Annotated in this window: 15 protein-coding genes, 6 tRNA genes and 1 pseudogene; 9 read left to right on the plus strand and 13 right to left on the minus strand. The window is 72.6% G+C overall.

Annotated features, from left to right (window positions below):
- Positions 1-18: 18 nt before the first annotated feature.
- The 3 genes and pseudogenes from ACZ418_RS23165 to ACZ418_RS23175 form a co-directional block, all read right to left on the minus strand.
- Positions 19-396 (minus strand): annotated as a pseudogene (locus ACZ418_RS23165) (alpha/beta hydrolase); the annotation flags it as partial.
- A gap of 557 nt (positions 397-953) precedes the next feature.
- A tRNA-Val gene (locus ACZ418_RS23170) sits at positions 954-1,025 on the minus strand.
- An 84-nt stretch (positions 1,026-1,109) separates the two neighbouring features.
- On the minus strand, positions 1,110-1,586 hold the full coding sequence (locus ACZ418_RS23175; RefSeq protein ID WP_468365888.1) for a TIGR02611 family protein: 477 nt from the start codon (positions 1,584-1,586) through the stop codon (positions 1,110-1,112).
- 191 nt (positions 1,587-1,777) lie between these two features.
- On the opposite strand from ACZ418_RS23175, the gene ACZ418_RS23180 reads away from it, so the two are divergent.
- Together ACZ418_RS23180 and ACZ418_RS23185 are read left to right on the plus strand one after the other, a co-directional pair.
- The gene (locus tag ACZ418_RS23180; protein WP_004002642.1) at positions 1,778-2,191 is read left to right on the plus strand and encodes an SsgA family sporulation/cell division regulator; all 414 of its coding nucleotides are present in this window, start codon (positions 1,778-1,780) and stop codon (positions 2,189-2,191) included.
- Between the two features lie 305 nt (positions 2,192-2,496).
- Positions 2,497-3,057, plus strand: coding sequence for a CGNR zinc finger domain-containing protein (locus ACZ418_RS23185; protein WP_468365891.1), 561 nt, complete (start codon positions 2,497-2,499; stop codon positions 3,055-3,057).
- A gap of 112 nt (positions 3,058-3,169) precedes the next feature.
- Here the strand turns inward: ACZ418_RS23185 and ACZ418_RS23190 are convergent, their stop codons facing one another.
- Both ACZ418_RS23190 and ACZ418_RS23195 read right to left on the minus strand, forming a co-directional pair.
- The gene (locus ACZ418_RS23190) at positions 3,170-3,337 is read right to left on the minus strand and encodes a hypothetical protein (RefSeq protein ID WP_468366581.1); all 168 of its coding nucleotides are present in this window, start codon (positions 3,335-3,337) and stop codon (positions 3,170-3,172) included.
- Between the two features lie 193 nt (positions 3,338-3,530).
- A complete protein-coding gene (locus ACZ418_RS23195; protein WP_468365894.1) occupies positions 3,531-3,974 on the minus strand; it encodes a hypothetical protein in 444 nt (147 codons plus the stop codon).
- Between the two features lie 274 nt (positions 3,975-4,248).
- Here ACZ418_RS23195 and ACZ418_RS23200 point away from each other — a divergent pair, with 274 nt between their 5' ends.
- Complete coding sequence (locus tag ACZ418_RS23200; protein ID WP_468365897.1) at positions 4,249-4,773, plus strand: DsbA family protein; 525 nt, start codon at positions 4,249-4,251, stop codon at positions 4,771-4,773.
- Positions 4,774-4,795: 22 nt separating this feature from the next.
- Here the strand turns inward: ACZ418_RS23200 and ACZ418_RS23205 are convergent, their stop codons facing one another.
- From ACZ418_RS23205 to ACZ418_RS23215, 3 genes are all read right to left on the minus strand, one after another.
- The gene (locus ACZ418_RS23205) at positions 4,796-5,620 is read right to left on the minus strand and encodes a GNAT family N-acetyltransferase (RefSeq protein ID WP_468365900.1); all 825 of its coding nucleotides are present in this window, start codon (positions 5,618-5,620) and stop codon (positions 4,796-4,798) included.
- A gap of 73 nt (positions 5,621-5,693) precedes the next feature.
- Entirely contained in the window at positions 5,694-6,515 is an 822-nt protein-coding gene (locus tag ACZ418_RS23210) for an aminotransferase class IV (RefSeq protein WP_468365903.1), read from the minus strand.
- Entirely contained in the window at positions 6,512-7,567 is a 1,056-nt protein-coding gene (locus tag ACZ418_RS23215; RefSeq protein WP_468365905.1) for a chorismate-binding protein, read from the minus strand. Before ACZ418_RS23215 ends, ACZ418_RS23210 begins: the two co-directional genes overlap by 4 nt.
- 179 nt (positions 7,568-7,746) lie before the next feature.
- Between ACZ418_RS23215 and ACZ418_RS23220 the strand changes: the two genes are divergently transcribed.
- The 5 genes from ACZ418_RS23220 to ACZ418_RS23240 all read left to right on the plus strand — a co-directional run bounded on the left by ACZ418_RS23220 (position 7,747) and on the right by ACZ418_RS23240 (position 8,224).
- Positions 7,747-7,819: transfer RNA gene (locus tag ACZ418_RS23220), tRNA-Gly, on the plus strand.
- A 38-nt stretch (positions 7,820-7,857) separates the two neighbouring features.
- Positions 7,858-7,931 (plus strand) — tRNA-Cys (locus ACZ418_RS23225).
- 1 nt (position 7,932) lies between these two features.
- A tRNA-Val gene (locus tag ACZ418_RS23230) sits at positions 7,933-8,004 on the plus strand.
- 47 nt (positions 8,005-8,051) lie between these two features.
- Positions 8,052-8,123: transfer RNA gene (locus ACZ418_RS23235), tRNA-Val, on the plus strand.
- 29 nt (positions 8,124-8,152) lie between these two features.
- Positions 8,153-8,224 (plus strand) — tRNA-Val (locus ACZ418_RS23240).
- 47 nt (positions 8,225-8,271) lie between these two features.
- Here ACZ418_RS23240 and ACZ418_RS23245 read toward each other — a convergent pair.
- From ACZ418_RS23245 to ACZ418_RS23255, 3 genes are all read right to left on the minus strand, one after another.
- Positions 8,272-8,562, minus strand: a complete 291-nt coding sequence (locus ACZ418_RS23245; protein WP_468365908.1) for a TFIIB-type zinc ribbon-containing protein — start codon at positions 8,560-8,562, stop codon at positions 8,272-8,274.
- An 80-nt stretch (positions 8,563-8,642) separates the two neighbouring features.
- Positions 8,643-9,602 carry a phosphotransferase family protein gene (locus tag ACZ418_RS23250; protein WP_468365910.1) on the minus strand — a complete coding sequence of 320 codons (960 nt, stop codon included), beginning with the start codon at positions 9,600-9,602 and terminating at the stop codon, positions 8,643-8,645.
- A gap of 201 nt (positions 9,603-9,803) precedes the next feature.
- The gene (locus ACZ418_RS23255; RefSeq protein ID WP_468365913.1) at positions 9,804-9,980 is read right to left on the minus strand and encodes a hypothetical protein; all 177 of its coding nucleotides are present in this window, start codon (positions 9,978-9,980) and stop codon (positions 9,804-9,806) included.
- 613 nt (positions 9,981-10,593) lie between these two features.
- On the opposite strand from ACZ418_RS23255, the gene ACZ418_RS23260 reads away from it, so the two are divergent.
- Complete coding sequence (locus ACZ418_RS23260) at positions 10,594-12,072, plus strand: serine/threonine-protein kinase (protein ID WP_468365915.1); 1,479 nt, start codon at positions 10,594-10,596, stop codon at positions 12,070-12,072.
- Here the strand turns inward: ACZ418_RS23260 and ACZ418_RS23265 are convergent.
- On the minus strand, positions 12,039-12,857 hold the full coding sequence (locus ACZ418_RS23265) for a TrmH family RNA methyltransferase (RefSeq protein WP_468365918.1): 819 nt from the start codon (positions 12,855-12,857) through the stop codon (positions 12,039-12,041). The genes ACZ418_RS23260 and ACZ418_RS23265 overlap by 34 nt on opposite strands.
- 88 nt (positions 12,858-12,945) lie before the next feature.
- Positions 12,946-14,178 carry a uroporphyrinogen-III C-methyltransferase gene (gene cobA / locus ACZ418_RS23270; protein WP_468365921.1) on the minus strand — a complete coding sequence of 411 codons (1,233 nt, stop codon included), beginning with the start codon at positions 14,176-14,178 and terminating at the stop codon, positions 12,946-12,948.
- Positions 14,179-14,214: the final 36 nt, after the last annotated feature.

Below are 14,214 nucleotides of genomic sequence, written 5' to 3' on the forward strand. Positions count from 1 at the left end.
GCCGTCATGAAGCGGTCATGAATCGGTGGCGGCGATCGTGGCGCCCCAGTCGTGCCCGACGACCACCGCGGACTCCTCCCCCAGGGCGTCCACCACGGCGACGTTGTCCGCGACCAGGTCGAGCATCCGGTACACGTCCACGGCCACCGGCTTGGACGAACGGCCGTAGCCCCGGACGTCGAGGGCCACCGCGCGGTAGCCGGCGGCGGCCAGGGCAGGCAACTGGTGCCGCCAGGAGTACCAGGACTCCGGGAACCCGTGCACCAGCAGCACGAGGGGGCCACGACCCTGCTCCACGAGATGCACACGCCCGGCGGGAGACGGGACCAGTCGGTGGATGGGGGCGAGGACGGGGGGCTTGGACGTGGGGGCTCCCGGGGTGCTCGCGGGCGGTATCGGTTCTGGGCGCGGTGGGGGCGTTGGGCCTCTCGCGGGCGGCGGGTCGTCGGTTCTGTCGATTTGTCGCTCTGTCGAGGCGCTGGTCCGGTGGGCTGCTCCGGCTTGTCTGCTGGTCGGACGGCCTGAGGAGACGGGCCGAGCGATGCGGTGCGACGACGACCCGGCGGCCGTGCCGGTGCGGTTGCGGTCCGTGTCGACGATGGTGCAGTGAGCGGACCAGGGGGCACGAGGGATGTTGCTGGTTCCGCAAAAAGGCCGGTTGCTCGGGCGGCTTCGGCACAAGGAACCTCGCAGGCGGCGGCCTCCCCGCGGGCGGCGCGCCGCCGCCCGGGGGCGACCGCGAGCCGGGATGCGGTCTCAGCGACGCCGGCACCGGCCGACCCGGGCCTGGGACCGGTCGGCGGCCTCGACGGCCTCGACGGAGCCTGGGAGCCGCTTCTCGCCCCGGAGCGCCACTCGCTGCCGGAGTCGGCCGGACGGGTTCCGTCGGCCCGGTTCGGAGGCGCACACGCCGACGGCCCACCTGCTCTTCGCAGGTGGGCCGTCGGTTCGGGTGGGCGATACTGGGTTCGAACCAGTGACCTCTTCGGTGTGAACGAAGCGCTCTCCCACTGAGCTAATCGCCCGGGCGCAGGAAGAACATTACCCCATGTCAGGGGGTGCTTCCGACCATGGGCCGGGGCAGCGGACGGCCCGGCGGCGAAGCCGCGTCACTGATTCCTGATCTTCCACGGCATGACGAGGCCGAACTTCCACGCGTAGATCCCGACCAGCGCGGCCACGATGACCAGTCCGATCACGGTAAGTGCGATGTTGCGGCGGCGCACCTTGGGATCGAGGGCCCGCTGGGCGGCCTCGGTGACCTTGCGCTTGGTCCAGCGCAGCACGAGCTGCGCCCAGACGAACTCGGTCGCCCAGATCGCCATGCCGCCGAAGATCACCACCCAGCCGGGTCCCGGCAGCGGCAGCATGACGATCCCCGCGACGACGACCGCGAGGCCGACCACGAAGACGCCGACCTGCCAGCTCAGGTGCAGCAGCCGGCGAGCTTTGATGAATTCCGGCGCCCGGGAGCCGAGCCCGGCACCGGTCTCGGGGCCGGCGTTCTGCCCGGCTTCCTGCCGGTTCGCCCTCTCCCTGTCCGCCGTCACGACGACCTCGCCCGGCTCGTCACTCCCCGTATTCATACAGACAAACCCTACCGGAGTGAATCCAGCCACCGGAATGGTCGTAGATCTCGTACGAGTTCTCGGCCGGAAGAGTTACGTAAACACACGCAAAACCCTCAGAGGGGTTTACAACGGCATCGTAGGTGGCATGTCGATTTCGCCGACGTGCGAATCCCCGAGCGCACACTGAGCGAAAGGCCCTGGCGCTTATGAACACCACGGTCAGCTGCGAGCTGCACCTGCGCCTCGTTGTGTCGAGCGAGTCCTCCCTGCCTGTCCCCGCAGGCCTGCGGTACGACACGGCCGACCCCTACGCCGTGCACGCCACCTTCCACACCGGAGCCGAGGAGACCGTCGAGTGGGTGTTCGCCCGCGACCTCCTCGCCGAGGGGCTCCACCGGCCCACCGGAACCGGCGACGTCCGTGTCTGGCCGTCGCGGAGCCATGGTCAGGGTGTCGTGTGCATCGCCCTCAGCTCCCCAGAGGGAGAGGCCCTGCTGGAGGCCCCGGCGCGGGCCCTGGAGTCCTTCCTGAAGCGAACCGACGCCGCCGTGCCACCCGGCACGGAGCACCGGCACTTCGATCTGGATCAGGAGCTCTCGCACATCTTGGCGGAGAGCTAGGTCGCGGCCCCCGAAAGCAGCCCGGCGCCGTCCACTCGGGGAGACGGCTCGGGCCAAGACAACCGCATACGGCACAGCCCGGCGCCGTCACCGTGAGCGATTCACGTGGACGGCGCCAACCTGTGCGCCCGCTTCCGCCATGGGTTTGACCTGCACAGGCCGCCCCGGGCGGGAACCACCTCGGGCACGGAGGCGTTCTACCTGCAACCGAGGTCGGACGGGGGCCGGTGCGGTGGGCGGGGTTGTCGCTACCATCGGCCAGCATCGGCGGGCGTCCGCCCGACCCTCAGGCCAGGGAGCGAAACGTGCTGATCACCCACGACACCCGGTGCGCCCTCGACACCGTGGTGGATCTGGTGAACACCGCGCCGGAGGACGACGCGGCGGCCGACGGACTGCCCGATGTCCCGGCTCTCGCGGATTTCGTACGAAACCACGAGATCAGCGATGTCGGCGTGCTGTCGGAGTTCGATCTCTCGGCGGTGCGCAGGGTCCGGGGACGCTTCTCGGCGCTCTTCGCCGCGCCGGACGACCGTTCGGCCGCCGGGCTGATCAACGAGCTGGTCGCCGCAGCGGGCACCACCCCGCGGCTGACGGACCACGACGGCTACGACTGGCATGTGCACTACTTTGCACCCGGCGCCTCGGTGGCCGACCATCTCGCCGCCGACTGTGGGATGGCGCTCGCCTTCTTCGTGGTGGCCGGGGAGCGGGAGCGACTGCGGCGCTGCGAGGCACCGGACTGCCGGCGCGCCTTCGTCGACCTCTCCCGCAACCGCTCGCGGCGCTACTGCGACAGCCGCACCTGTGGCAACCGACTGCACGTGGCCGCGTACCGGGCCCGCCGCAAGGAAGCGACGGGCTGACGTGCGTCCGGCGCGGCGCCGTAGGGGTTCCTGTCGTGCGCCGCGTGCAGGTGTTCCGGGACTGAGAGCGACGTCGGTCCCGGCGGGTGGCGCCGGGACGGACGTGTACGGCTCACAGCAACAGCAGGTCGTGCAGCGCAGCCATGAGGAGCAGACACCCGATCACCGCAAGGAAGATCATCAGCGGTGGCTGGGATAGGGCGAAGAGGCACCCGCGCGGCTCGTCCTTCGGCGGCGCGGCCTCGCTCTGTCTCGTGTCCAGCATCTCGCCGTCGATCATGGCGCAGGACGGGCCCCGTGCGCGATCAACCTACCCGCCATATGCAGGAGTTGCCGGATATCGCGCCGTCTCGTCCGACTTGCTTCCGGTTGTGAACGGTTCCGGACGTCCACGCGACGCCCTGTGTCGTTTCAGCCCGCGTCGGTCCGAGAGCGCCTACGGAGGCAGCCGCCGCCCCGCGGCATGCGGTCGGTCATATGCCGTGCTTCTTGAGGATGGCCTCGATGTCACTGAAGTCGTCGCTGGAGCCCGTGGCGCGCGGGGCGGTGGCGGAGCCGGTCGCGGGCCGGGACGCCGGGCCCAGGGAAGGAGCGGCGGCCCCCGGGGTCACGGCCTCGGGCCGGTCGCCGCGGGCCGCCTTGCGCTGGGCGCGGGTGCCGCCGCGCCGGCGTTCGACCGCCCGGGTGCCGGCGAACAGGAGCCAGGCCGCGCCCAGCACCCCGAAGCCCGCCCAGGCGGTGGGGCTGAAGGCGGTGTCGGCGAGCCAGCCGACGACCCCGGTCATCACCAGGCCGACCGGCACCAGCGAGTAGGCGGCGATGCGGGTCGCCGCGAGGAAACGCTTGCGGTAGGCCGTGACCACCGCGATGCCCAGGCCCGCCGCGGACACGGCGGAGCAGACGGTCTCGGCAATCATCCGGTCCTCCTGGCGGGTTCGGTCGGGTTCGGTCGGTTTCAGGGGACGCTCGGCGGGCGCGGTACACCGGCACGGCGCGCCGCCTCCGTCCCCTCCATCCTGCACCGCCCCGTCCTCGCGATGCCACGCCCCGCCGGACATTCAGGGACATCTCCGGGTCGTCTCCTACCGGAGTGCCGGTGCGGTGCCGTACTCGCTGAACACCTCTGACCGGGAAGGGCGGCCGTACCGTCCCGATTGGGTCGCCCGGGTCCGGCCTGGAAGACTGGTCGGCATGAGCGACTCCTCCCCCGTACGCACCGATGCCCTGGTCCTCGACGTGTGGTGCGAACTGCAGTGCCCGGACTGCCGCACCGCCCTGGACGACGTCCGCGCCCTGCGCGCCCGCTACGGCGACCGGCTGGACCTGCGGCTGCGGCACTTCCCGCTGGAGAAGCACAAGCACTCCTTCGCCGCCGCGCAGGCCGCCGAGGAGGCGCTGGAGCAGGGCAAGGGCTGGCCGTACGTGGAGGCCGTGCTGGAGCGGGTCGAGGAGCTGGACCGTAAGGGAGAACCCTTCCTGGTCGAGGTGGCCCGTGAACTCGGCCTGGACGCCGAGGAGTTCGACACCGCACTGATCGACGGCCGGCACATCCTGATCGTGGACGCCGACCAGGCCGAGGGCAAGGCGATCGGGGTGACCGGCACCCCGACGTACGTCATCGGCGACGAACGCCTCGACGGTGGCAAGAGCCAGGAGGGGCTGCGCGAGCGCATCGAGGAGATCGCCGACCGGCTGCTGGGCGAGCAGGAGGCCTGAGCCGCACCGCACGGTCCGGCGTCTACACCAGGGGCTTGGAGAGGGCGCGGGTCGTCGTCTCGTAGCCGAGTGACTCGTACAGCCGCTCGGCCGGGGTGTTGCCCGCGAACACGTTGAGGCCGAGGACCGGCCGGCCGGCCTCGATCGCCTGGCGCTCCGCCAGCAGCATGAGCGTACGGCCGTGCCCCCGGCCGCGGTGGGCCGCGTCGGTCTCGACGTCGAACACGAAGGCCTTGTCGTCGCGCAGGGCCACCCACAGCGTGCCCACCCGGGCCCCCTCGTGCTCCAGGACGCTGAAGATCATGCCGTCGGTCGCGAGACCGTGCGGCAGCAGTGTCTCGTGATCGCGGCGGGCCTTGGCGTGGGCCGTGGCCTCGGGGACGCCGCGCTCGATCCACATGCGCGCGTAGTGCTCGCTCTCGTACGCGTGCCAGGCCTCGTACTCCGCCGCGGTCATGGGCCGCGCGCTGCTGCCCGGCGGCAGTTCGGGCGGGGTGGCTCCGAGGCGCTTCTCCATGCCGCGGTTGCGCAGGGTGTAGCCGAGGGCGCCGAACAGGCGCAGGGCGATGTCGGCCGAGGCGGGGACGAGGGTCTCGATCTGCGTGCAGCCCCAGCCACGCGCGACCTCCTCGGCGGCGAGCGCGGCCACCGTGCCCCGGCCGCGCCGGCGGTCGGGCTCGGCGATCCGCAGGTCGATCACGCGGGCCACCGAGTCGCCCAGTGACGGCGAGGTGCCGAGGTGGATCTCGCCGACGGGGCGGCTGTTCACGCACACCTGGTAGCGGCGGGACCGGGTGCCGTCGGGGTGCTGCTGCAGCGGCTCGACCGGCCGCAGGGTGGTGGTCATCCCTGGTGTTCTACCCGCAGCCGGCCACCGAGTCAGCCCGTTTTCCCGCGCTGCCGTCGGCCTGTCCCCCGGCTCAGGGGTCCAGGTCCTGCCCGGACCGCTCGTCGAAGATCCGCATGGCTTTGGCGGTCGCCGGGCCCGGGGTGCCGGACAGCTCGCGGTCGTCGACCCGGTGGACGGCCTGGACGTCGCGCAGGGTCGAGGTGAGGAAGATCTCGTCGGCGCTCCGCAGGACGTCCAGCGGCAGGTCGGTCTCCTTGGCGCCGGTCCACTCGACGGTCAGCGCGCGGGTGATGCCGGGGAGGCAGCCGGAGGAGACCGGCGGGGTGTGGATCTCGCCGTCGAGGACGACGAAGACGTTCGACCCGGTGCCCTCGCAGAGCTGTCCGACCGTGTTGCCGAACAGGGCCTCGGACGCGCCGTGTTCGTGAGCGCGGGCCAGGGCGATGACGTTCTCTGCGTACGAGGTCGTCTTCAGACCGGTGAGTGCACCGCGCTCGTTGCGGGTCCAGGGGACGGTGATCACGGCGGTGGTGTCCGGGCGGCGGGTGGTCTCGCCGAGGGCGACCACGAGGGTCGGGCCGTGCTCGCCGCGGTCGGAGCCGAGCGGGCCGTGGCCACCGGTGTAGGTGATCCGCAGCCGGCCGAGCGGCATCGGGTTCGCCTCCAGGACCGCCGCGCAGGCCTCGCGGACCTCGTCGTGGTCGGGGTCGGGCAGGCCGAGGCCCCGGGCCGAGCGGGTCAGCCGGTCCAGGTGCCGGGTGAGGGCGAAGGGCCTGCCGTGGACCGCCTTCAGCGTCTCGAAGATGCCGTCGCCGACGGTCAGCCCGTGGTCGAAGACGGAGACACGGGCGGATTCCACGTCCCGCAGCCCGCCGTCCAGCCAGATCCTCATGCCAACACCCCTCCACTTGCCTCGTACGCCCCCGACGCTACCGCGAGCAGCCGGGATGCCTTCAGCTCGGTCTCCCGCCACTCCCCCTCGGGGTCCGAGCCCCAGGTGATGCCGGCGCCGGTGCCGAAGCGCAGGGCGGCCTCGGCGCGGTCGATCCAGAAGGTGCGGATGCCGACGGCCAGCTCGCCGGTGCCCCGGTCGGCGTCGACCCAGCCGATGCCGCCGCAGTACGGCCCGCGCGGCGCGGTCTCCAGGGCCTCGATGATCCGCAGGGCGCTGGACTTGGGCGCACCGGTGACCGAGCCGGGCGGGAAGGCGGCGGCCAGCAGGTCCGGCCAGCCGGCCCCGTCCCGCAGCTCGCCGCGGACCGTGGAGACCAGGTGGACCAGGCCGGGGTGCTTCTCCACGGCGCACAGATCGGGGACGGTCACGCTGCCGGTCGCGCAGACCCGCCCGATGTCGTTGCGGACCAGGTCCACGATCATCACGTTCTCGGCGTAGTCCTTCTCCAGGAGGTCCGCCTCGGTGCGTCCGGTGCCCTTGATCGGCCCCGACTCCACGACACGCCCGTCCCGGCGCAGGAACAGCTCGGGCGAGGCGGTGGCGATCTCCACGCCGTGCTCGGGCAGCCGGATCGTCCCGGCGTACGGCGCCGGGTTGCCGCGGGCCAGCAGGGCGGTCAGGGCGTCCACGTCGGCGTCCGGGGCCACCGGCGCGCTGAGCACGCGGCAGAGGTTGGCCTGGTAGACCTCGCCGGCCGCGATGTGCTCGCGTATCCGGCGGACGGCCGCCGTGTACGCGGCCCGGTCCATGGAGGAGGTCCAGTCCTCCACCGCCGGACCCCGCCAGCCGCCGGACACCGGGACGGGCACCGGCGCCTCGCGTACGTCGGCGAAGCGGGCGCAGGTCAGCCGGCCCTCGAAGTCCGCGCAGACGGCCCAGAAGCCGGTGGCGTCCAGGGCGGCCGGGTCGCTGGTCACGTCGAGGAGGCCGGTGGCGACGCGGTCGCCGAAACGGGCCAGGGGAGGGAGGCCGGAAGGGTGGTGCAGCACGTGGTCGAGTCTAGGTCGGGTGTCCGACAGGTGGCCCCCGGGATGTCCCGGAGGCGGCTGTGACCACGGGGTCCGTCGGGGGCAGCGCAGCACGCTGCGCAAACGCGTTTTTGTACTGGCCCGGGAATCCGCTAGAGTTCAACACGTCGCCGGGACGCGGAAGCGGACCGAAACGACAGGCGGACGTAGCTCAGTTGGTAGAGCGCAACCTTGCCAAGGTTGAGGTCGCGAGTTCGAGCCTCGTCGTCCGCTCGAAGGAAGAAGGGGTCGTCCCGATCCCCTACACTCCTGGTGGAGTGGCCGAGAGGCGAGGCAACGGCCTGCAAAGCCGTCTACACGGGTTCAAATCCCGTCTCCACCTCCAAGGACGATTAGCTCAGCGGGAGAGCGCTTCCCTGACACGGAAGAGGTCACTGGTTCAATCCCAGTATCGTCCACTGGATCTTCTCGCAAGATCCACGGGTCTTCTCGAAGATCCCTGCCCGCGCGATTAGCTCAGCGGGAGAGCGCTTCCCTGACACGGAAGAGGTCACTGGTTCAATCCCAGTATCGCGCACTGCCTGTGACCCCTGGGTCACGGCCTGCGGACGATTAGCTCAGCGGGAGAGCGCTTCCCTGACACGGAAGAGGTCACTGGTTCAATCCCAGTATCGTCCACACACCAGGAAGCCCCCGGTCTCGCGACCGGGGGCTTCTTCGTGCGCTCAGCTGGAGAACAGCATGTGCGCCCAGCTCTTGTGGTGGCCGTGGTGTTCATGGTGCCCATGATGACCGCCGTGGTGACCGCCGTGCGGGGCACCCCAGGCGGGCGCGGGCGGCGCCGGGTACGCCTGCGGGGCGGGCGGGACGGGCTTGGACCACTGGGCCTCCAGCTGGGTCAGCGCCTCCAGCTCGCCGTAGTCGAGGAAGATGCCGCGGCAGCCGCTGCACTGCTCGATCTGGACGCCGCTGCGGTTGTAGGTGTGCATCGGCGCGTGACACTTCGGACAATGCATGGTCGGCTCAACTCCTCGCCGTTCGGTCCTGCTTCGTGCTTCCCCAGGACAGACTCCGTCCAGCCCTGGCCGGTTGCAGCCTAGTCCGTGACTTCGGGCGCCAACTGGTGTGAAATCGGGGCCATTCGGGCACATGCGTCGACGACTGCCTGTTCCACCTCGTCCAGCGGGCGGCCGGCCGCGAGCGCCTTGGTGACGGCGAGGGCGGCGGTCTGCACGGTCAGCGCGCGGGCCGGGACGTCCAGGGCGGGCCAGTGGTCGCCGGCGGCGGGTACGGCCGGGCCGCCGGCTCGCTGGTACGTACCGAGGAAACGGGTCCACTCGTCGGGCGGGAGCAGCCCGCAGGCGTACCAGGCGGCCGGGCGGGCGAGGTCCCAGGCCGGGACGCCGTAGCCCAGGTCGTCGACGTCGATCAGACGCCAGGGGCCGTCCGGTGCCGGATGGCGGACGAGCTGGCCGAGGTGCAGGTCGCCGTGGCAGAGGGCGGACGGGCCGGGCATCGGGGCCTCGGCGCGGGCCCAGGCGGGGAGTCCGGCCCAGGCGGCGAGGACGGGGCCGGCCGCCGGGTGGGGCTCGGCTCGCAGAGCCGTGCGCAGCCGGGCGACGGCGCGGGCGGCCTTGACGGGGCCGCGCATCGGGGGCAGGCCGTCGGGCGGAGGCGTGCGGTGCAGGCGGGCGAGCAGCGCGGCGGTGGCCTCCCAGGGCGCCGCGGCACGGTCGTCGGGGTCCACGGGAGCGCCGTACGGCCAGAAGGTCACCAGGCGGTCCAGCACGGGGCTTGGGGCCGCAGTGAGCGGGGGCAGCAGCACGTCCGGGAGGCGGGCGGCCACCGCGAGGCGTCGGGTCAGCTCGGCGGGGTCCGTACCGGCGGCGTGGGCCTTCGCGACGGTGTCGGCATGCCGTACGACGGTGGCATCGGGGCGGTCGGCGAGGGGGGCGCTGCCGCAGGCGCAGAGGGCGTCGCCGGTGCCGTTCGGGTGGGCGACGGCGCCGGCCTTTGCGGTGAGCGCGGGTATGAGGGCGGGGCTGTCTGCGGTCAACGGTGCCTCGGGAAGGTGGGCTGCGCGGATGAGCGTACCGGCGCGTGACCGGGGGTGGGCGCCCCGCCCCGAAAACGGCGCATGCCGGCGCAGCTCCCCAGCTGCGCCGGCATTTGTGCCGTCCGCCGCACCCCCGTCCCCACGGGGTTTCCTGGATGGATGTCCCCGCCCGGACCGCTCTTCCGGGCCTGGGGTCGCCGCTCAGCGCCCCAGCATCGCACCCACGGACGACGCCTGTGTGGCCACCGTCTCCCAGCCGTCGCAGACGAGCAGGAGCAGGGCCGCCAGGGGAAGGGCCATGAGCGTCGCCACCAGGGGGTGGCGGCGGCCCGACCGGCGTGGTGCGAACGACGGGCGTCGCGGTGCCGTGTGGGCCATGGTCCCTCTCCTGACCGTGTCGGTTGTCCTTGGCAGCGGCGGGTGTCTGACCTCGGGGGACGAGTGCTGCACCCGCCGCTTGACCTCAAATCTAGGCGCGGGGCGGCTGCCGGGCGTCATGCCCTCGTACCGATTGCCGGGCCTCCCCGAGGATGAGCCACAACTCGGGACGTACTCCCCTGGGTGGAGACGCGGGTCAGGGTCTCGGGGTCTTCCCGGAAGGGGTGCCCGCTGTGTCCGGTCATTTCCGAAGCATCCGACGGACAAGAGGAGTGACTTCGATCACTCCGGACGAGCGTGGGACCTGCGTCGCCTCCGGTGTGCGGCCCGTCCCGCGCCCGGGTCCACGGCCGGTCCGCGGGGGGTCCGCGGGGGGTGCCGGACGGTTGCCCGAACCGGCACCGCCTGTCGTGTCGTGACCTCAACGTCCCGGCGCACAGGACGGGTTGAGGGTGCCGTTGGCTCAAGGCCCCCGTGCGGACTCAGTTCCTGACCGCGTTTCATGTCGTACGGGCGGTCGGCGCAATCCGTCCGGCCCGGAGGGCGCGGCCTCTGCGCGCAGGCGGCCGTGGAAACGTAAGCTGTGCCACGTCACAGGGACCGGGCAGCGGGGATGAACATGGCGATGATGCGCCTGAGGCGCGAGGACCCGCGCGTCGTCGGCTCGTTCAGGCTTCACCGACGGCTCGGCGCGGGCGGGATGGGCGTGGTCTACCTCGGATCCGACAAGAAGGGGCAGCGGGTCGCGCTGAAGGTGATCCGGCCCGATCTGGCGGAGGACCAGGAGTTCCGGTCGCGGTTCGCCCGTGAGGTCTCGGCGGCCCGGCGGATCAGGGGCGGCTGCACGGCCCGGCTGGTCGCCGCGGACCTGGAGGCCGAGCGGCCGTGGTTCGCCACGCAGTACGTGCCCGGGCCCTCCCTGCACGACAAGGTCGCCGACGAGGGCCCGCTGAGCGCGGCCGACACCGCGGCGGTCGGCGCGGCGCTGTCCGAGGGCCTGGTCGCGGTGCACGAGGCCGGTGTCGTCCACCGGGACCTGAAGCCCTCCAACATCCTGCTGTCCCCGAAGGGGCCGCGGATCATCGACTTCGGCATCGCCTGGGCCACCGGCGCCTCCACACTGACCCATGTCGGTACGGCGGTCGGCTCCCCCGGCTTCCTCGCGCCCGAGCAGGTGCGCGGCGCGGCCGTCACCCCGGCGACGGACGTCTTCTCCCTGGGGGCGACCCTCGCCTACGCCTCCACCGGTGACTCGCCCTTCGGGCACGGCAGTTCCGAGGTGATGCTGTACCGGGTGGTCCACGAGGAACCGCAGCTGCACGGCGTGCCGGACGCGCTCGCCCCGCTGGTGCGGGCCTGCCTGGCGAAGGACCCCGAGGACCGGCCCAGTACGCTGCAGCTGTCGCTGCGGCTCAAGGAGATCGCCGCCCGCGAGGCGCAGGGCCTGAGCGACGTACGGCCGCCGGCGCCGCGCGCCGCGGAGGCGGACCGGCCCGCCGGGCGGCTCGTCGACACCTACCCCGAGCAGCAGCGCACCCAGCGGCGCACCGCCCCCGGCACGCCGGTGCCGCGCGGCGGTGCCCCCGCCCGGGGCGGAGCGCCCTCGCGCGGCGGAGCGCCCTCGCGGACCGGCAGCGGCCAGCGCGGCAACGGTACGGGTGCCCCCGCGCGGCCGGGCTCCGCGCGCCCGACGCCGACGCCGCGCGGCTCCGGTCCACGCTCGGGCGGCGCGAACCGTCCCACTGCCCGGGGCGGTTCCGGGCGGCCGGCGCAGCGTACGACGGGCACCGGACTGCGGCCCGCCAATCCCCGGCTGCTGCGCCAGCGGCTGTTCGTGTTCGTCGTGGTGACCCTGCTCGTGGCGCTCGGCATCGCGGTGGCCCAGGGCTGCCAGGGTCCGGCTCGCGGTCTCGGCGACGACAACGGCCGGCGCCGGCAGCACGCACAGCCGAGCCATCCGCCGGCGGACGCCGACGGCCCGGTGTCCGACCGGTACGGGTCGACGCCGAGCCAGGACCTCCAGAGGCAACCGGACGTCCGGAAGCCGGCCGGGGAGGGTCAGGCCTCCGGACGGCCGGTGGTCACCGCATAGAAGGCGACCGCCGCGGCCGCGCCCACGTTGAGCGAGTCGACGCCGTGGGACATCGGGATGCGGACCCATTCGTCGGCGGCCACCAGGGCCTGGGTGGACAGCCCGTCGCCCTCGGCGCCGAGCATCAGGGCCACCCGGTCCATCCGGTGCGGGGCGGCCTCGTCCAGGCTGCGGGCCTTCTCGTCCGGAGTGAGCGCGAGCAGCGTGAAGCCGGCCTCGCGCACCGACTCCAGGCCCTTCGGCCAGGTCTCCAGCCGGGCGTACGGCACCGAGAACACCGCGCCCATGGAGACCTTGACGCTACGGCGGTACAACGGGTCGGCACAGTCGGGCGACAGCAGGACCGCGTCCATGCCGAGGGCGGCGGCCGAACGGAAGATCGCGCCGATGTTGGTGTGGTCGTTGACCGACTCCATGACCACGACCCGGCGTGCGGAGCGCAGCAGTTCACCGGCCGTGGGCAGTGGCTTGCGCTGCATGGAGGCGAGCGCGCCGCGGTGCACGTGGTAGCCGGTGACCTGCTCGGCGAGTTCGGGACTCACGGCGTAGACCGGGGCGGGGAGTTCGTCGATGACGTCGCGCATGACGTCGATCCACTTGGCCGAGAGCAGCATGGAGCGCATCTCGTAGCCCGCTTCCTTGGCCCTGCGGATGACTTTCTCGCCCTCCGCGATGAACAGGCCCTCGGCGGGCTCGCGCTTGCGGCGCAGCTCGACGTCGGTCAGGCCTGTGTAGTCGGAGAGGCGCGGGTCGTCGGGATCCTCGACGGTGATGAGATCGGCCACAGGGTGATACTGCCTTGTCCTGGGTGTGCTGCCAACGGCTGGGAACGAGTAGGTTACCCCGGGTTACGCGTGATCAAGGGGTGGATGATCAGGCGGCGGGCTCCGGGCCGACCGTCACGACCTCGCCGATGACGATGACCGCCGGTGGCTTCACTTCCTCGGTCCGAACCGTCTCGGCGACCGTGGCGAGGGTGGCGTCGACGCGGCGCTGCGCGGCCGTCGTACCCTCCTGCACCAGCGCGACCGGGGTGTCCGGGGACTTGCCGTGCGCGACGAGCGTCTCGGCGATCTTCCCGATCTTGTCCACGCCCATCAGGATCACGAGCGTGCCGGTGAGCCTGGCCAGCGACGGCCAGTCGACCAGCGAGCGCTCGTCGTCCGGGGCGACATGGCCGCTGACGACCGTGAACTCGTGCGCCACGCCTCGGTGGGTGACCGGGATGCCGGCCGCGCCCGGCACGGAGATCGAGCTGGAGATGCCGGGGACCACGGTGCAGGGGATGCCGGCCCCGGCGAGCGCCTGGACCTCCTCCATGCCCCGGCCGAACACGAACGGGTCGCCACCCTTGAGCCGTACCACCGACTTGCCCTGCTTGGCGTGCTCGATGAGCGCGTTGTTGATGGCCTCCTGGGCCATGAACCGGCCGTACGGGATCTTCGCCGCGTCGATCACCTCGACGTGCGGCGGGAGTTCGTCGAGCAGGTCGCGCGGGCCGAGCCGGTCGGCGATGACCACATCGGCCTCGGCGAGCAGCCGACGGCCGCGGACCGTGATCAGGTCGGGGTCGCCGGGGCCGCCGCCGACCAGGGCGACGCCGGGGGTGCGGGTGCGGTGGTGGGGCGCCACCAGGGTGCCGTCGCGCAGGCCCTCCACCACCGCGTCCCGGATGGCGGCGGTGTGGCGGGGGTCGCGGCCGCGCGCGTCCGTGGTCAGCACGGCGACGGTGACGCCCTCGCTGTGACCGGTCGCCGGGGTCCAGGCGGTGGCCTGGTCGGCGTCGTCCGAGCGCACGCACCAGACGCGGTGGCGCTCCGCTTCGGCGGAGGCGGCGGTGTTGGTCTCGGGGTCGCTGGTGGCGATGAGGGCGTACCAGGCCTCGGCGAGGTCGCCGTCCTGGTACGGGCGCCTGATCCAGGTGATCTCGCCCGCGTCCGCCATGGCCTCGACGGAGGGGGTCGCCTCGGGGGATACGACGACGATGTCCGCGCCGGCCGCGATGAGTGCCGGGAGGCGGCGCTGGACCACCGTGCCGCCGCCGAGGACGACCACGCGGCGGCCGGAGAGGCGGAGGCCTACGGGGTAGGCGGGGTGTTCGGCCATGGCGGTGGCTCCTCCGGGGCTGTGCGGTGGCGCTGA

Source organism: Streptomyces sp. NPDC030820, from assembly GCF_055572075.1.

Excerpts from the sequence above, each read along its gene's own strand:
- ACZ418_RS23175 (WP_468365888.1), bottom strand. The coding sequence starts at position 1,586 with ATGAATACGGGGAGTGACGAGCCGGGCGAGGTCGTCGTGACGGCGGAC.
- ACZ418_RS23180 (WP_004002642.1), top strand. The coding sequence starts at position 1,778 with ATGAACACCACGGTCAGCTGCGAGCTGCACCTGCGCCTCGTTGTGTCG.
- ACZ418_RS23190 (WP_468366581.1), bottom strand. The coding sequence starts at position 3,337 with ATGATCGACGGCGAGATGCTGGACACGAGACAGAGCGAGGCCGCGCCG.
- ACZ418_RS23195 (WP_468365894.1), bottom strand. The coding sequence starts at position 3,974 with ATGATTGCCGAGACCGTCTGCTCCGCCGTGTCCGCGGCGGGCCTGGGC.
- ACZ418_RS23200 (WP_468365897.1), top strand. The coding sequence starts at position 4,249 with ATGAGCGACTCCTCCCCCGTACGCACCGATGCCCTGGTCCTCGACGTG.
- ACZ418_RS23205 (WP_468365900.1), bottom strand. The coding sequence starts at position 5,620 with ATGACCACCACCCTGCGGCCGGTCGAGCCGCTGCAGCAGCACCCCGAC.
- ACZ418_RS23210 (WP_468365903.1), bottom strand. The coding sequence starts at position 6,515 with ATGAGGATCTGGCTGGACGGCGGGCTGCGGGACGTGGAATCCGCCCGT.
- ACZ418_RS23245 (WP_468365908.1), bottom strand. The coding sequence starts at position 8,562 with ATGCATTGTCCGAAGTGTCACGCGCCGATGCACACCTACAACCGCAGC.
- ACZ418_RS23255 (WP_468365913.1), bottom strand. The coding sequence starts at position 9,980 with ATGGCCCACACGGCACCGCGACGCCCGTCGTTCGCACCACGCCGGTCG.
- ACZ418_RS23260 (WP_468365915.1), top strand. The coding sequence starts at position 10,594 with ATGAACATGGCGATGATGCGCCTGAGGCGCGAGGACCCGCGCGTCGTC.
- cobA (WP_468365921.1), bottom strand. The coding sequence starts at position 14,178 with ATGGCCGAACACCCCGCCTACCCCGTAGGCCTCCGCCTCTCCGGCCGC.